Annotated in this window: 11 protein-coding genes, 1 tRNA gene and 2 pseudogenes; 7 read left to right on the plus strand and 7 right to left on the minus strand. The window is 59.2% G+C overall.

What is annotated here, in order from left to right; all coding sequences use genetic code 11:
• Positions 1-461, minus strand: a pseudogene (locus EOA19_RS13030) (flagellar motor protein MotB); the annotation flags it as partial.
• Between the two features lie 196 nt (positions 462-657).
• On the opposite strand from EOA19_RS13030, the gene EOA19_RS13035 reads away from it, so the two are divergent.
• Positions 658-1,104 (plus strand): YcgN family cysteine cluster protein, encoded by a 447-nt coding sequence (locus EOA19_RS13035; RefSeq protein WP_013530173.1) that lies wholly within the window; start codon positions 658-660, stop codon positions 1,102-1,104.
• A gap of 254 nt (positions 1,105-1,358) precedes the next feature.
• Positions 1,359-1,715, plus strand: a complete 357-nt coding sequence (locus tag EOA19_RS13040) for a hypothetical protein (protein WP_023809642.1) — start codon at positions 1,359-1,361, stop codon at positions 1,713-1,715.
• Positions 1,716-1,961: 246 nt separating this feature from the next.
• Here the strand turns inward: EOA19_RS13040 and EOA19_RS13045 are convergent, their stop codons facing one another.
• Positions 1,962-2,675, minus strand: a complete 714-nt coding sequence (locus tag EOA19_RS13045; RefSeq protein ID WP_128303841.1) for an SIMPL domain-containing protein — start codon at positions 2,673-2,675, stop codon at positions 1,962-1,964.
• Between the two features lie 134 nt (positions 2,676-2,809).
• Here EOA19_RS13045 and EOA19_RS13050 point away from each other — a divergent pair.
• Positions 2,810-2,885: transfer RNA gene (locus EOA19_RS13050), tRNA-Ile, on the plus strand.
• Positions 2,886-3,001: 116 nt separating this feature from the next.
• Here the strand turns inward: EOA19_RS13050 and EOA19_RS35865 are convergent.
• The 3 genes from EOA19_RS35865 to EOA19_RS36530 are packed head-to-tail and all read right to left on the minus strand — an operon-like array spanning position 3,002 to position 4,621.
• Positions 3,002-3,511: a site-specific integrase gene (locus EOA19_RS35865; protein ID WP_245486157.1), complete on the minus strand. Its 510-nt coding sequence runs from the start codon at positions 3,509-3,511 to the stop codon at positions 3,002-3,004.
• Positions 3,457-4,101, minus strand: a complete 645-nt coding sequence (locus tag EOA19_RS35870; RefSeq protein ID WP_245486159.1) for a hypothetical protein — start codon at positions 4,099-4,101, stop codon at positions 3,457-3,459. The genes EOA19_RS35865 and EOA19_RS35870 overlap by 55 nt, the downstream gene beginning before the upstream one ends.
• Positions 4,102-4,144: 43 nt before the next feature.
• A complete protein-coding gene (locus tag EOA19_RS36530) occupies positions 4,145-4,621 on the minus strand; it encodes a UvrD-helicase domain-containing protein (protein WP_348629834.1) in 477 nt (158 codons plus the stop codon).
• 11 nt (positions 4,622-4,632) lie between these two features.
• Between EOA19_RS36530 and EOA19_RS13065 the strand changes: the two genes are divergently transcribed.
• Positions 4,633-5,013, plus strand: a complete 381-nt coding sequence (locus EOA19_RS13065; RefSeq protein WP_206638033.1) for a hypothetical protein — start codon at positions 4,633-4,635, stop codon at positions 5,011-5,013.
• A gap of 336 nt (positions 5,014-5,349) precedes the next feature.
• Complete coding sequence (locus tag EOA19_RS13070; RefSeq protein WP_245486161.1) at positions 5,350-6,504, plus strand: RelA/SpoT domain-containing protein; 1,155 nt, start codon at positions 5,350-5,352, stop codon at positions 6,502-6,504.
• A 93-nt stretch (positions 6,505-6,597) separates the two neighbouring features.
• Here EOA19_RS13070 and EOA19_RS35875 read toward each other — a convergent pair.
• Positions 6,598-6,765: pseudogene (locus EOA19_RS35875) on the minus strand (IS1595 family transposase); the annotation flags it as partial.
• A gap of 158 nt (positions 6,766-6,923) precedes the next feature.
• A complete protein-coding gene (locus EOA19_RS13080; protein ID WP_128303842.1) occupies positions 6,924-9,830 on the minus strand; it encodes a glycosyltransferase in 2,907 nt (968 codons plus the stop codon).
• A 902-nt stretch (positions 9,831-10,732) separates the two neighbouring features.
• On the opposite strand from EOA19_RS13080, the gene EOA19_RS13085 reads away from it, so the two are divergent.
• Together EOA19_RS13085 and EOA19_RS13090 are read left to right on the plus strand one after the other, a co-directional pair.
• On the plus strand, positions 10,733-11,407 hold the full coding sequence (locus EOA19_RS13085) for a hypothetical protein (protein ID WP_031212622.1): 675 nt from the start codon (positions 10,733-10,735) through the stop codon (positions 11,405-11,407).
• 7 nt (positions 11,408-11,414) lie between these two features.
• A complete protein-coding gene (locus tag EOA19_RS13090) occupies positions 11,415-14,093 on the plus strand; it encodes an OmpA family protein (RefSeq protein WP_128303843.1) in 2,679 nt (892 codons plus the stop codon).
• Positions 14,094-14,095 lie beyond the last annotated feature (2 nt).

Raw genomic sequence — 14,095 nt, forward strand, 5'->3', positions numbered from 1 at the left:
TTCTTCCTGCGCGGCTGCTGTTCCTCGGCTGGAGCGTCCTGTTCGGCCGGCGCCTGCTCGGTCTGCTGCTGCTGGTCGCGCTTCTTCCTGCGCGGCTGCTGTTCCTCGGCGGGTGCTGCCTGTTCGGCCGGCGCCTGCTCGGTCTGCTGCTGCTGGTCGCGCTTCTTCCGGCGTGGCTGCTGCTCCTCGGCGGGCTGCTCGCTCTGGGCAGGCGCGGCCTGCTGTTCAGGCTCGGCCTTCTTGCGTTCGCGCTTCTGTTCGGGTTCCGCCTGCTGCTTTTGTGCGCAGGCTTCGGCCGCTTCGCCTTCGGCGCATGCTGCTTGCGCCAGGATGAATGGGGCTGCCGTGCGCTGGGCAAGGCCGGACGCGACACTTCCCTGAAGCGGGAACGCGCCCAACGGCGCGGATGCCATCAACAGGCCAAGTGCCGTGCCTGCCAGAATCCGTGGTTGGCGTTTCATCGAAATTCTCCTTGTGGGGTCCCATCCTTGCCGAAACCGATCTTGTGCCGATTGGTTCCAGTCTGGCACGGATAGAGGCCGTACGGGGCGATTGACCGACCTTTTGAAGGCAACTTCATGTCATTCACCTGGCGATAGCCGCATTGCGACCATTGCCGCGCTTGACCTTGCCCGCGGCTGGGGCCACATCCCGGAAATGGAAACGCCATTCTGGAAAACCAAGGCGCTGGAGGCGATGAGCCCGGCCGAGTGGGAATCACTGTGCGACGGCTGCGGCAAATGCTGCCTGTCAAAGCTTGAGGACGAGGACACTGGCGAGATCTACTGGACCAGCGTCGGCTGTCGGCTGTTCGACGCCGAGACCTGCCGCTGTTCGGACTATGCCAATCGGCTGGCGCGCGTTCCCGACTGCGTCGGGCTGACGCCGCAGAATGTGCGAACCATCAGCTGGCTGCCCAGCACCTGTGCCTATCGGCTGGTGGCCGAAGGCCGCGACCTCTACTGGTGGCACCGGCTGGTGTCGGGCAGCGCCGAGACCGTGCATGAAGCCGGCATCTCGATGCGCGGCCGGGTCAAGGCGAGCGAAACCGATCTTGCCGAGCCGGAAGACTATTTTGACTATGTGCTGGACGAGGAGCCGTAGGACCAGCGACGGTGAGCAGGAGCCTCCCGTTCGAATGCATTCGGCCAATCAGCGGGGTCGGAACCGGGGGCGTCGAGTCAGCGTTCTGGCCTTCACCAAGGGCTGGGGACGACGGCAAATGGCCGGAACTTTCCTTCTTCCCGCCATATGAACCGGAGATGAACGGCAGGTTCGTAAAGAGTTCAGACAGGCAAGCGCATTCTCCCCCTCATCGGTTCACAAGGGGGCGAAGGCCCGCAAAAGGAGAGAAGACGATGTTCAACACGATCAAGACGGCAGCCCTTTCGGCCCTGGTCGGTCTCGGCACGCTGGCGGCTGTTCCCGCTCACGCCGACAGCCTTTATCTCGGCTTCGGCAACAACAACGACCCGCGTTTCGGCGTCTATACCGGTGACGACGGTTATCGCCATCGCCGTGACGAGCGCCGTGGCGACTGGCGCCGTGGCTGCTCGCCGGACCGCGCCCTCGACAAGGCCGAACGCATGGGTCTGCGCCGTGCCCGCATCGTCGACGTCAGCCGTCGTACGGTGAAGGTGATGGGCCGCCAGGACGGCGACCGCGTCGTCGTCGTGTTCGCCAATGAGCGCGGCTGCCCCGTCATCTATCGCTAAGGCCGGCTTTGGCGGATCATAGAGGCATGATCGTCTGCGAGGATCAGCCGGGAGACACGACCTTCAGTGAAGGTCGGTCTGGCAGCATGATCTCCTACGAAGATCAGCCGGGACTAGCCGAGCCCCTTTCCGTTTGAAGGGTGTGGCTCGAAAAAACCCCGCGGGAGCAATCCCGCGGGGTTTTTCATGCACGCTATTGGCTGATGATTGCCGTGGTCAGGCTCAGCCACGGATCGTCAGAGCCGCCTACTTCAGTTCGAAGGTGACGGTGACCTGCACATTGTAGGCGTTCTCACCGGCTTGCACCGGAGCCGCAGCACCGGCCGCGGCGTCGAAGGCCTTGGCGTTGATCGGCATTGGCGTCGGCGCCATGTTCTGATCGGTGATCTCGAGCACGCGACCGAGGCTGACGCCGGCGGCCTGGGCCAGCGTCTTGGCCTTGGCCATGGCGTTGGCGACCGCCTTCTTGCGCGCCTCGGTGACCGTGGCCGCCGGGTTGTCATTGGTGAAGGCGATGCCGCCGCCCTGGTTGACGCCGAGCGACACTGCCTTGTCGAGGATCTCGCCGGTCTTGTCGACATCGCGCACCCGCACCGAAAGCGTGTTGGTCACCTGATAGGCGACGAGTTCGGCTTCCTGGCTGCCGTCCGGCTTGTTGGTGTAGTTGTAGCGCGGGTTGATCTGGATGCCGGCGGTCTGCAGGTCGCGGTCCTGGATGCCGGCCGACTTCATCGCCGCGATCACGGCGGCCATGGCGTCATTGTTGGCATCGAGCGCCGCGCGCGCGGTCTTGGCCTCGCGCATGACGCTCAGCGTCAGGACCGCCAGATCAGGCGCTACGGTTGCTTCGCCTTCGCCCGACACGATGATGCGGGGCGGCGTCGGCAGATCGGCGGCTCCAGCCATCGCCGGAAAAGCGATTGCAGTGGCGAGCGCGAGAGGCAAAAGATGTCTGGTCATGAAAATCTCCTTGGTCTGCATCAAGTCGCAAGGGGTCGCGTAGAGCGCGATTATGGGTTGATTTGGGCGATCTGCGGAAGCCCATCGGGAAAGCCTTGTGCCGCGATGCGAAAAACATTAATCCAGCCCGCGTGGGGCCTGTAGCTCAATGGTTAGAGCCGGCGGCTCATAACCGCTTGGTTGGGGGTTCGAGTCCCTCCGGGCCCACCATAACCATTGATTTCATTGATAAAAATATGCTCGGCCCAAAACGTTTTGGGCCCGTTATGGGCCCACAGAGAATGGGCGGCCGATGTAGCACCCTGCGCATGGCCGGTTGATCTCACCTACTTGACGACGCGCAGGGCCGCTCGCTGCTTCATCGCATCGCGTTTGGCCTCACGCTCGTTGATGGCGCGGGCTATGTCGACAGCGATTCGCTTCTTGTTGGCCTCTCGGACATATTCGTCCGTCACCGTCATGGAAGAATGCCCCATCGCCTCCATGATGGCGCGTGCTTGGATGTTGCATTCGGCGAGATAAGTGCCGAATGTGCGGCGTAGCCCGTGCAGAGTGTAGCCCTCAGGAATGCCGGCCTGCTTGTTCCAATGTGCCATCATGCCGGTGAGGCTCTTTTCCGCGAATGGACGCCCATAGGCAGTCTTCAGGACCGTCCCGCCTTTCGAACGATCGAGCGGCGCCAACGCTTGCGCGAGCTTGTCGACGATGGGGATAAACATCTCGCGCCCGCCGTGACGGTTGCGGTTCTTCTTCTGCCGGAAATCGAAGGCCTCGATCACCTCTAGAGAGCCATCGAACAGTTCGATCTCTTCGAATACCAAATCGTCCCATTCCAACGAGGCGATATCGCCGCGTCGGTTGCCGAGCCAGAAGGCGAGCGCGTAACAGGTGCGCGGCGGGGAGCCGATCGGATGGCGCGCCTCGAACTTTTCCCGAATGGGGACCCGCCACGCGGGATTGGCGGTCGATTAGGAATCCGGACGTGGATCGACAGTGAGGATTCGTTCTGCGGTTTGATCCATTTCTCAATTTCGATCCCCACCCACAAGAGCTTCTTGATTGCGACCAGCAGGTGCTTGGCAACCGTCCTGTTGGCGGCAAAGACGCTTTCTATAATCGAACGCAGATGGTCGGCGTCGAGATGTTCGACGGGCGTATCGCGCCAAGTTAGCGGACAGGCAGGATCGACCTGCATCCGAAGGAAGCGTTCAATAAGACGGGCATTCTTCCGCTGCGTCGCTTCGTCAAAGTCCAGCCATTCCATCGTCGCTTCAAGCCGCCGCGCAGCATGACCGAATGTCTTTGGCAACGCCCGACCGGGTAGGTCGATAATAGCTGCCTTGAGGCCCTGGCCTTGCGTCGCCTTTTCGTAGGCAGCCTCGAATTCCGGATCGCCGGGCTGACCTGGGAGGCGGATTTCAGGCATTCCCTTTGCACGATAGCGATAGACTGTCTTTCCATGACATCCCCTACGAGTTGCGCGCCGGTTCCAAGGAAACAGGCCTTAATGAGGCCGTACTGGAGATCGGTGCAGTCCTGGAACTCGTCCAAGAATACCTGGCTGTATGTTTCCTCAGCGCGTTCCGCGCGATCACGCTGCCCTCGACGATCGTCTTCGCAAGAGGGATCATGTCCCTGAATGTAATCGACTGGCCCTGGATGCGAGCCGGCCCGACGGAGAAGTCCGCAGCCAGTACGTCCTGCCCGGTGAGCGCGAGGCGGAACTGCTGGATTATGCGGAGCACGAAGCGATGGAATGTGAAGCTGTCGAAGCGTTCCCCAAGCTGGTGGCCGCACCGGCGCCTTACGCGCGCCTTGAGGTTCGTGCTGGCATCGACCTTGAAGGAGATCGCAAGGATACGCTTTGGGTATCTGCAGCTTCGCGTCCGCAGGAGAAAGTCGGCGCGTTGCGAGCATCTCCGTCTTGCCGGCTCCCGGTCCGGCAGTGAGCGCTAGGTTGGCTTCGGTCTCTGTTGCTGCCTCTAGGGCATTGGGCTCCAGAACGAACCCGTCCGAAGGTTTCCAATGTTCCGCACGGATCATTCAGGAAGATTTCCCAGCATCGTCCTCACGCGTTCGAGAGCCGATCGAGGAGCTGGCGAAACGGCCGGAGGTGCGCTTTCGCACGCGCTCTTATGAAACGGTGCGCTCGGCCGTCGCATCCGGCTTCGGCATGGCCGTCCTCAACATGCGGCCGATCGGTCGCGCCACCGCCGATGGCGAGGAGATCGTTCGAAGACCAATCCTCGATGAACTGCCGCCACCGACGCTGATCGTCGCCGACATGAACAATCGAGTGGGAATGATTCAGGCCCACTCAAACGTCGATTGGCTTTGATGAACCTTCGCATATCGCCCACCCGGATTTCTAGGTACCACCATCAGAGCAATAAGGCTCACGGTGGTGCTTTTTAATGCCCAATGCGATGGAGAAAAGGCAATTTCCTGCCATGAAGCCTTCAATTGTCCTGAGGTATCTTTCAGGAGGCAATTGCTATGTTGTCGGCGTCGCCCTTAAAGCACTGAAAAGAACTATAAGCTGGCTGACCGTGACGGCATCTACGTCCGCGTCATGTCCAGGGGCGCGATCTAGGCAGATACGGCCGAGACGATCGCTCGCGGAGATCCGATGTCGCGCGCTATGGTACTTCGCTTACCCAAACGGATATGACTCTTGGGATCTGATTCCCCTGCGATAGTCCGGCCAGTCCAGAATGAGGCGGGCTATCTTGATTTCTTGGCTCCAATGACTGAGTACCCGCGCCTTGCCTACAGCATGAAAGCCGTTCGCAAGGCAGGCGACCGGCTGGCAAAACCTATTCAGTTCGGACGAGACATCACTGTCGGCCAGTATGTGGACGCACTCGAAATCTTCTCAATCGCCAATAGCTGGCGCGACTCGCACTTTCTGCCGATGCGCAGCGTTCGGTTCTCTGTCGGTCATCACATAAGAGCCCTGCGACTGGAGGGCGACATGGCATCCCGGCCGAAGCGCATGGCATCCATTCGTCGGAAGCTTCGAGAGTCCACCACCAATTTGGACACCATGAACGACATCGGCGGTTGCCGAGCGATCATGGCCGATATCAAAGGTGTTCGCTCGCTTCTCGCATCGATGCGAGACAAGTTCCCCCATGAGATCCACTCTAGGGAGTTTAACTATATCGATGAGCCGAAGCCGGACGGGTATCGAAGTCACCATATTGTTTTCAAATACCGACCCAGAGATGCCGACACCGAGGCTTTCGACGGACGACGCATCGAGTTGCAAGTTCGTACCAAGCTTCAGCACTCATGGGCAACTGCGGTTGAGGCTGTCGGGCTATTCCGGGGCCAGGATTTGAAGCACGGAGAGGGCGACCAGGATTGGCTTCGCCTTTTCCAGCTTATGTCGGCGGAATTCGCGCACGTTGAGCAGTGCCCCGTTCATGTAAGTGTTCCGGATCACAATGACCGGGTTCGAGAATTGCGGGATCTCAACAAGCGTATAGATGCGATCGGCATACTAGAAAAAATCAATAATACTACTCACTGCCCAGAAAACTTCGTACATAAAGCAGCCAAAACTCGATACTATTTGCTTCAATATGGAAAAGATCATAAATTGTCCATCGAGCCGTTCTGGGCGCTTATATTAGGTGCGCGAAAACTGAAAGAGATCGAGCAAAAAATCGAGCTAAGGGGCAGTGAGGTGAAGGCTGTCTTGGTCGAGGTAGATAAGAAAGAAAAGCTTGTGGAAATGTATCCGAATTACTTCGGAGACGTTTACTTATTTGCTCGTAATCTGAAATCCATCTGCACGGGAAAAGCGGCTATCGAATACAGTTAGCCTGCACAGGTGGTAGCTCCGAACCCTACGAAAGGCCCTATTATGGTTCGGCTTAAGCGCCGTCGCTCGCTTCCGTGTGAAGTAACCCGAGGCGAGGCGCTTGCCGACGATACCATCGAGGCTGCGACCGGCCCGTGCATCGTCGTTCATGCCAGGGGCTACGCGTGAATTATGGCGGAAGTCATATTCGGAGAGGTCGCGGTGCAGATGCTTTTTTGCGCAAGGCTGATAGGTGCCACGCATGCCGCGCTTGAAGATGCTGATGCGCCGGGTATTTTGGCAGTGTTTACTCAGCCGCCGGGGCAGGTCATTCCGATCTCGGGGTGACATCGGGCGATCGCAGCAGTCTGGCGAGTGCGGAGCGTTTCGTCGATCTTGCGCACGTGAGCGGGACCGATGACCGTGACAAAGTTCACCGTTTAATCGAGCATGGCCTCGACGGTGGCGACAAAGTCGTCGAGCGAGCGATCCCCGCGAATCTCGATGCGTGGAAGATCGATGGGATCGCAATTAAGGTCCGCCGGCCCGTGTCTGCTGCCGAAGCCGATCCGATAGCCGGACTCCTTGGCCAGTCTGCCGAGCCGTCGGTCGGTGACAGAGAAGGGTGCCGCGAACGCCGAGGTTGGCCGACCGGTCCAACGTTCGATGAACATACGAGAGCGCAGCAGTTCGGCGGCCAAGTCAGAGCTCGACAGACCATCGATCGCGCGATGCGTCGCGAGATGGCTTCCGAAGAACGCACCTTCGGCGGCGAGCCGCCGCACCGTCCCGGCATCCATAAGCTGCGTCGGCGGACCGTTTTCGGCATCCCACTGCGCGCTTTCACCCACCAGGTCAGTCACCAGGAACACTTCCGCGGTCAGGTCGTTCGCGCGCAAGGTTGGCCAGGCTTGGTCGGCAAAATTCTGGAAGCCGTCATCGAAGGTGATGAGCACTGGGCGGCCAGCGAAAGGCTGACGGTTGGCGATGGACCGTTCCAGTTGCTCGGACGTGGTCGCGTGAAAGCCATTGGCGCGCAGCCATGCCATCTGGCTGGCGAATGCGGCGGGCGTTAGCCGAAAACGGGCGAGGGCAGCCGGACCTTCTTCGGCGACGCTGTGGTACATGAGGACAGGGATACGTGGCCGCCGCTCGCTGCGCGCGACGTCGCGGCGCAAGGCCCGCGCCCCGCCCCAGACGATATTTCGGGCGACCCCGAGTCCGATGGGCGCGCGGATCGGCGCATGATCAATCCTCGGTTCCGTCACTACATCGTGCGGTGACAGGCGGCGGAAGCGGTCTATGCGATAGAGCTCGGTCTGGATCGACTGCTCGAGGACGAGACCTTCGGTCGCTGCGAGCGCCTCTGAGATCGCTTGTGCCCCGAATGTGTTCCAGTCGAAGCCCGTCCTTTCAACATTGTCACGCAGCACGAATGCGTGGGCGCTGATGAAACTGCCGCCAGGCGCCAACGCCTCTGCGAATTTTTTGGCAATGCGCCGCAACTCGGCGAGATCATCCAGATAGTAGAGCACTTCCGAACAGAAGATCAGATCCATTTCACCCGGCAGCGTGTCTGCGGAGAAATCCAGTACGCCGAATTCGACGTTCGGCTGATCGCTGCATCGCGCGCGGGCCCGTCCCACGGCTATGGCGGAGATGTCGGTTGCGGTCAGATGGCCCACTCGCGGCGCCAGCTGCCGCGTGAAGTGGCCCTCCGCGCAGGCGAGCTCAAGTGCCCGTCCGATGGGACCCGCAGGCAGAATCTCGAGTTGCCGCTCATATTTTTCCTGCTCATAGGACGAACCGTAGTTCCAGGGATCCTCGGTCGTGAAATAGCCATTCCAGAACAACGTGCGATTCTCGTCGTGCCTGGGCCGTGCACGGCGCGGCGCGGCAGAAGGCTCCGCAGGTTCGGCGCTCGACCGGACCAACTCCCGCGCTTGCGCAGCCAATCTCGCGAGTTTGCCGAAATGGCTGTCCGGATCAGGCTCGCGTTCGGCTGTGCCTGACAATGCCCGGGCTGGAAGCGTGTTCGGAGTGTTGGCGCCAGCCTCCTTTTGCGGTGCGAAATTCCGGATCAGTTCAATCCAATGATCCCTTGTCACTGTCCCGAGCACGCCGAATTGTACGACGGCCTCGATGTGGCCATCCATCATCAGGTAGGCATAGATTTGGTCGATTCCTTCCGGCAGTTCGGTCGAGGTCGGATTTCGAGCGTCGACGCGGATTCCAAGTGTTCGCGCCAGCCTGCGCGGCGCGCCAAGATCGTCGGCGTCGAGAAGCATTTGCTCAAGCTGATACTGGATGCGGCGAGCCGCTGCGGGATTGTCCCAGACCTTGCTGAGTTCGGTAATCAACTCGGTGATGGCGCGGCCGAACCTTCCCCACCTGGCAGCCAGTTGCGCCGGCACAGACAGGCTTCCCACCGCAAGGCCGTTGATGGCTACCTTGGCGATCTCACTCGCCCACTTGCGTCCGGCCGGAAGCGCGCGCAGGGACTGCGGGTTGATCGAGCCCGAGCCGCCGCCGCAATCCGACGCGGCGTTCCAAAATGCGAACCACGCGAGTGCTTCGGAAGCGGTGCGGCCATCCGCCGAGTTCGCTCCGTTGGCGTGGATAGTCACCGGGTGTTTGACTCTGGAGTCGGCAGAGAAGCCACGGGCGATGACGATTTCCGCGTCGGCCAGCATTTGAGATGAATTGCGGGTGAGCGAGTTGGGGCTAGCCCGGTAGAAGGCGAGCGGCTCGTTGACCATTACCCAATTTCTGCCGAGACGGGCGAGGCGCTGCCACAGATCCCAGTCCTCGCATGTACGCAGCGACACATCGAAACCGCCCAACTCGACGATTGTCTCCCGGTCGAGCAGCAGCGCGTGGGTGGCGATGGCACACCGGCGGGCAAATGTTTCAAAGGGCTGGATCGCAACCTCTGACGAGATGCTCAACCAGATAAGTTCGCCATCGGGCATCACGCATTGGGAGCCGCAATAGGCGGCCACTGAATCGGGCGCAGCCTCCAGTGCGGCTAGCATTTTCGCGAGGAAGCTGGCGTCTACCCAATCGTGCGCATCCAGAAACATGAGCCAGTGGCCGCGCGCCGTCGAAATCCCGCTATTGCGCGCGCCGGCGGGGCCACGGGCGCAAGAATTCAACGTCCGAAATCGGGAATCTTGTTCCACATAACTGGCAATGATCGCGGGGGTGCGGTCCGTGGAGGCGTCGTCGACGATGATCGCCTCCCAATCCACGATTTCCTGATCGAGAAGGCAATCGAGTGCGCGCGCCAGCGTCACCTCTGCGTTGTGCGCAGGAACCACGATTGAAACCAATGGATTATGCGCCATGCCGTCTTACCCAAGCCTGGTTCGAAGGTACAAGAGCCCCGAGACATAGCCGGCGATTTCCCGCCAAAGGAAACGGTCACCGAGGATGCTGCATCCAAACAGTCTCCCGTGAACTCTTCCGAGCCGTCGCGCCGCCATTTGGCTGCAGTGCGAGCTTGCTCCTGTCCTGCTAGCGACGTTAGAAGCCTGGCGCAGCATTTCATCCGTGCCGCCGAGATCGGACGCCGGCTGTCGCAGATGCACGTCAAAGCCAAGCATGCCGCATACTCATGTCGATCCCTGAACTCGGCGCCATGACCACAAGCTGCGGTCCCTGGCCTGGCTATGGCAAACTGCCGTCCTTTGCAATCGACGACGCAACAATGCAAGCCCACTGAAGCTTTGGTTGAATGACTGCCAGCTATTGGGACCTATTGCTCTCTCCTATCGACCGAAACACCTCGATTCCGGGCTGCATTCTTGATCGGCGATTCCGCGTGTGAAAAGAAGATTCTCCTTCTACTGTTGAGCTCGCGCCGGAAGCTGATGGTGGCAGTATATAGCGGAGCGAGAGCCAATATGCTGCCCGCTGGAACAGCTATTTTAGCAATTTCTAATGAAAACTCATTACTTACATCTGTCTAAATAGATATACATAATGCCATTGTATCACTCGGCTTCATAGTAGATTTCGCTCGATAACCAATTAGATTAAACGGCTATGGTTGCTATCACAGAGAGGGGCGAGAGCAACACCTAGCGGTACTGGTGCTTTTTCGGCCGGTCCAAGACGTGTAAAAAGAGCACGCAAATTGGCTTGCGCCAAGAAGATTCCGGCTTGCAGGTCGCGGATTTTGCTGGCATCTTCACCTGTTTATGGGTCTCTGCACTGTGGCAGGTGGTTCAAATAGAGGGGTATAAGGATGGCCAAGGAATCTTCGAGTACTTCGAGTGCCGTTTCCTCCGCAAACAAGGCGGACGCAAATTTGATCGGTAATGCAGACGGAAGCGGGCTGAACTTCATGGCGGCCCAGGTTCGCGAAAACGGGGGCGCCGGCGACGCCGTAGGTGTCGACAAGATACGCGATCTGCTGTTCGGCAACCAGATGCAGGACTATGACCGCCGTTTTTCCAAGCTTGAAGAACGGGTGTTGCAGCGCTTCAAGGATGTCGAATCCGAAGCCAAGCGCAATCTTGAGATGTACGAGTCAAATGCAAAGAAGCAGATCGATTCGCTCGCGGCGCAATTGCGGAACGAAAAAGACTCACGAGCCGATGCCGACAAGGAGATTGACCGGAATCTTCGCGAGCAAAACCAGGCACTTGAAAAGCAGGTGCGTGCGTTGTCGGATCAATTGAGCGCGCTTGAGCGGGACGTTTCGGACCGGATAAATCGAAACGATCATTTGTTGCGTGAGGAAATTAAGCAGAAGAATGAAGGCGTTCAGATGCTGATCGAGAAAATGTTTGCCGATCTCAGCAACGTTAAGACCGACCGAAATCTTTTGGCTGGCCTGTTTGTAGAGGTTGCGAAATGTCTGAATCAGGATCCCGTCGGCAGCAAGGGCAACTCGGATCGTAGCTGGAAAGTGAGTTGATGGGACCTTGACGTCAACCGTCGACCCAATCAGTCTTCCACAAAGAGCAGCCTCGAACGATACAGAAATTGATCGCGAGGCTCTGGCTCGTCTTTTGGTCGAAATTGCCCGGAACGTTGATCCGGACTATCGTGCGCGTTTCGACGGAGTTCCAACCGCCGATCCTCGCATGGAAACGCTGCGCCAGTTGCTGGTCAGCCGCGAAATTTCGGAGCTTTCACGAGTTACGCATCTGCTGGACGAACCCGAGCAGCTTGCGGCAGCGGTGGGCGATGTTCTTCCCATTGCGGTCGCGCGAGCGACTCATGCGCAGCTCGGCGAGGCGCTTGCGCCAGCTGTCGAACGGGCTGTGCAACGGTCAATCCAGAAGAGCCCGCGCACGCTGACGGATATATTATACCCGGTGTTTCTGCCGGCAATCCGCAAGTCGATCGGGGAAAAGATCGACCAGACATTTCAGTCACTGAATGAAACTTTAAGACATATATTTACCTGGCATGGGCTCAAGTGGAGATTTGAAGCTTGGAGGACAGGTGCGAGCTTCTCGGAAGTTGTCCTAAAGCATTCTCTTATCTATCGTGTAGAGCATGCCTTTCTCATTAATCGTAATTCCGGGCTTTTGATAGCGCATGTAGCTGCCGACAATGCGACGAGCGAAGATCCCCAGCTGATTTCGTCGATGCTTAGTGCAATTCAAGATTTTGTGAAAGATTCATTCAACGAGAGAGAGCAGAGCGGCCTGGACACTATCCGTTTTGGCGACCTTCGTCTCTGGTCGGAAGTTGGACCGTTTGCGACCCTGGTTTCGGTGATCCGGGGAAATCCGCCAGAGGAATTGCATGAAATAGTTCGCGATGTATTGCTTCGCATCCATGAGGAATGCTCACAGGCTTTAGTAGAGTTTGACGGCGACAGTTCGCAGTTGGCCGGGGTAGAGGCGCAATTGCGGACCTGCGTGGAGCAGAAGCAGGAGGAATCAAACGAGGGATTTCCGTGGCTGGTGGCCGCCGTGGCCCTGCTGTTTTTGATTCTGGCAGGCGGTTGGTTCTTTCTTTCCTGGCAATCCGGGCAGCGCTGGCAGGCTTATGTGTCGCGCTGGCAGGCCTACGTGTCGCGACTGGAGGCCCAGCCGGGCATCATCGTTGCCGAACAACAGGCGCGCGACGGCCAATTCTATATTGCCGGCCTAAGAGACCCGCTTGCCGCCGACCCACAGTCGCTGTTGTCTGGAACGCAGGTCGATCCCGCCCGGGTTCATTCGCAGTGGCAATTCTATCAGAGCCTTCAACCGGAGTTCGTGCTGAAGCGGCTGAAGGCGTCGCTGGCTCCGCCGGATTCAGTACGACTATCAATCGACAATGAGCGCATCGTTGCCGAGGGTGAGGCTCCCGACACCTGGATAGATCGGGCGCGTGCAGCGGCCCGACAGCTTTCGGCAGGCGGACCGGAATTCGACATCTCCAAGGTTCGTGACGTAAGCCCCGAAGTACTCGAGGCGAAGCGCTGGCAGGCCTACGTGTCGCGACTGGAGGCCCAGCCGGGCATCATCGTTGCACAACAAAAAATACGCGATGGCCGATTCTATATTGCCGGCCTGAGAGACCCGCTTGCCGACGACCCGCAGTCGCTGTTGTCTGGAACGCAGGTCGATCCCGCCCGGGTTCATTCACAATGGCAATTCTATCAGAGCCTTGAGCCGGAGTTCGTGTTGAAACGGCTGACGGCGTCGCTGTATCCACCGGATACAGTACGACTTTCGATCGTCAATAATCGCATCATTGCCGAGGGCGAGGCTCCCGACACCTGGATAGATCGGGCGCGCGCAGCGGCCCGACAGCTTTCGGCAGGTGGACCGGAATTCGACATTTCCAAGGTTCGTGATGTGAGCCCCGAAGCACGCGCGGCGGAGCACTGGCAGTATTATGTGTCGCGACTTGAGGCCCAACCGGGAATTGTCGTCGCCCAACAATCGACCAGGGGTGGACATTTCTATATTTCCGGCCTGCGAGACCCGCTTGCCGCCGACCCGCAAGCTCTGCTGTCCGGAACGGAGGTCGATCCTGCCCGCGTTCATTCACAGTGGCAATTCTACCAGAGCCTTGATCCGAAGTTTGTGGTGAAGCGGCTGACGGCGTCGCTGACGCCGCCGAAATCGGTCCGACTTTCGATCATCCAGGGTCGCATCGTTGTCGTGGGCGAGGCTCCTGCCGCCTGGATCAACCGGGCGCAGGCCGCCGCTGAACAACTTTCGGCGGACGGAGTGGTTCTGGATGTCTCGCAACTGCGTGAGCTGGACCTTGCAGAGCTCAATCATTTGAGAGAGTCTATCCAGACGACCGACATTTTCTTCTCTTCCGGCAAAGTTGTGCCGGGACCAGAGCAGACGCCGGTTCTCGACAGATTGGCGGATCAAATAAAGGAATTCGCCCAAAATGCCCGCAAGTCAGGCGTAACTGCGCGGTTCATGTTGACCGGCCATTCGGACACCACGGGCCGTGAGACGGCCAACGCGTCGATCAGCGCCGCCCGTGCCGAGACAGTTCGTGCGCTTCTCAACAAGCGCGGCGTCGCCCCGGAACTGCTGCTGGTTCGGGGCGCGGGCACCTTTGAACCGGCGGTGCCTGAAAATAGTCAGGCTGGTAGCTCCACCAATCGCCGGGTTTCCGTTACGGTAAACTTGGACTAGGT

It is taken from the genome of Mesorhizobium sp. M7A.F.Ca.US.010.02.1.1, assembly GCF_004023085.1.
GTDB lineage: Bacteria > Pseudomonadota > Alphaproteobacteria > Rhizobiales > Rhizobiaceae > Mesorhizobium.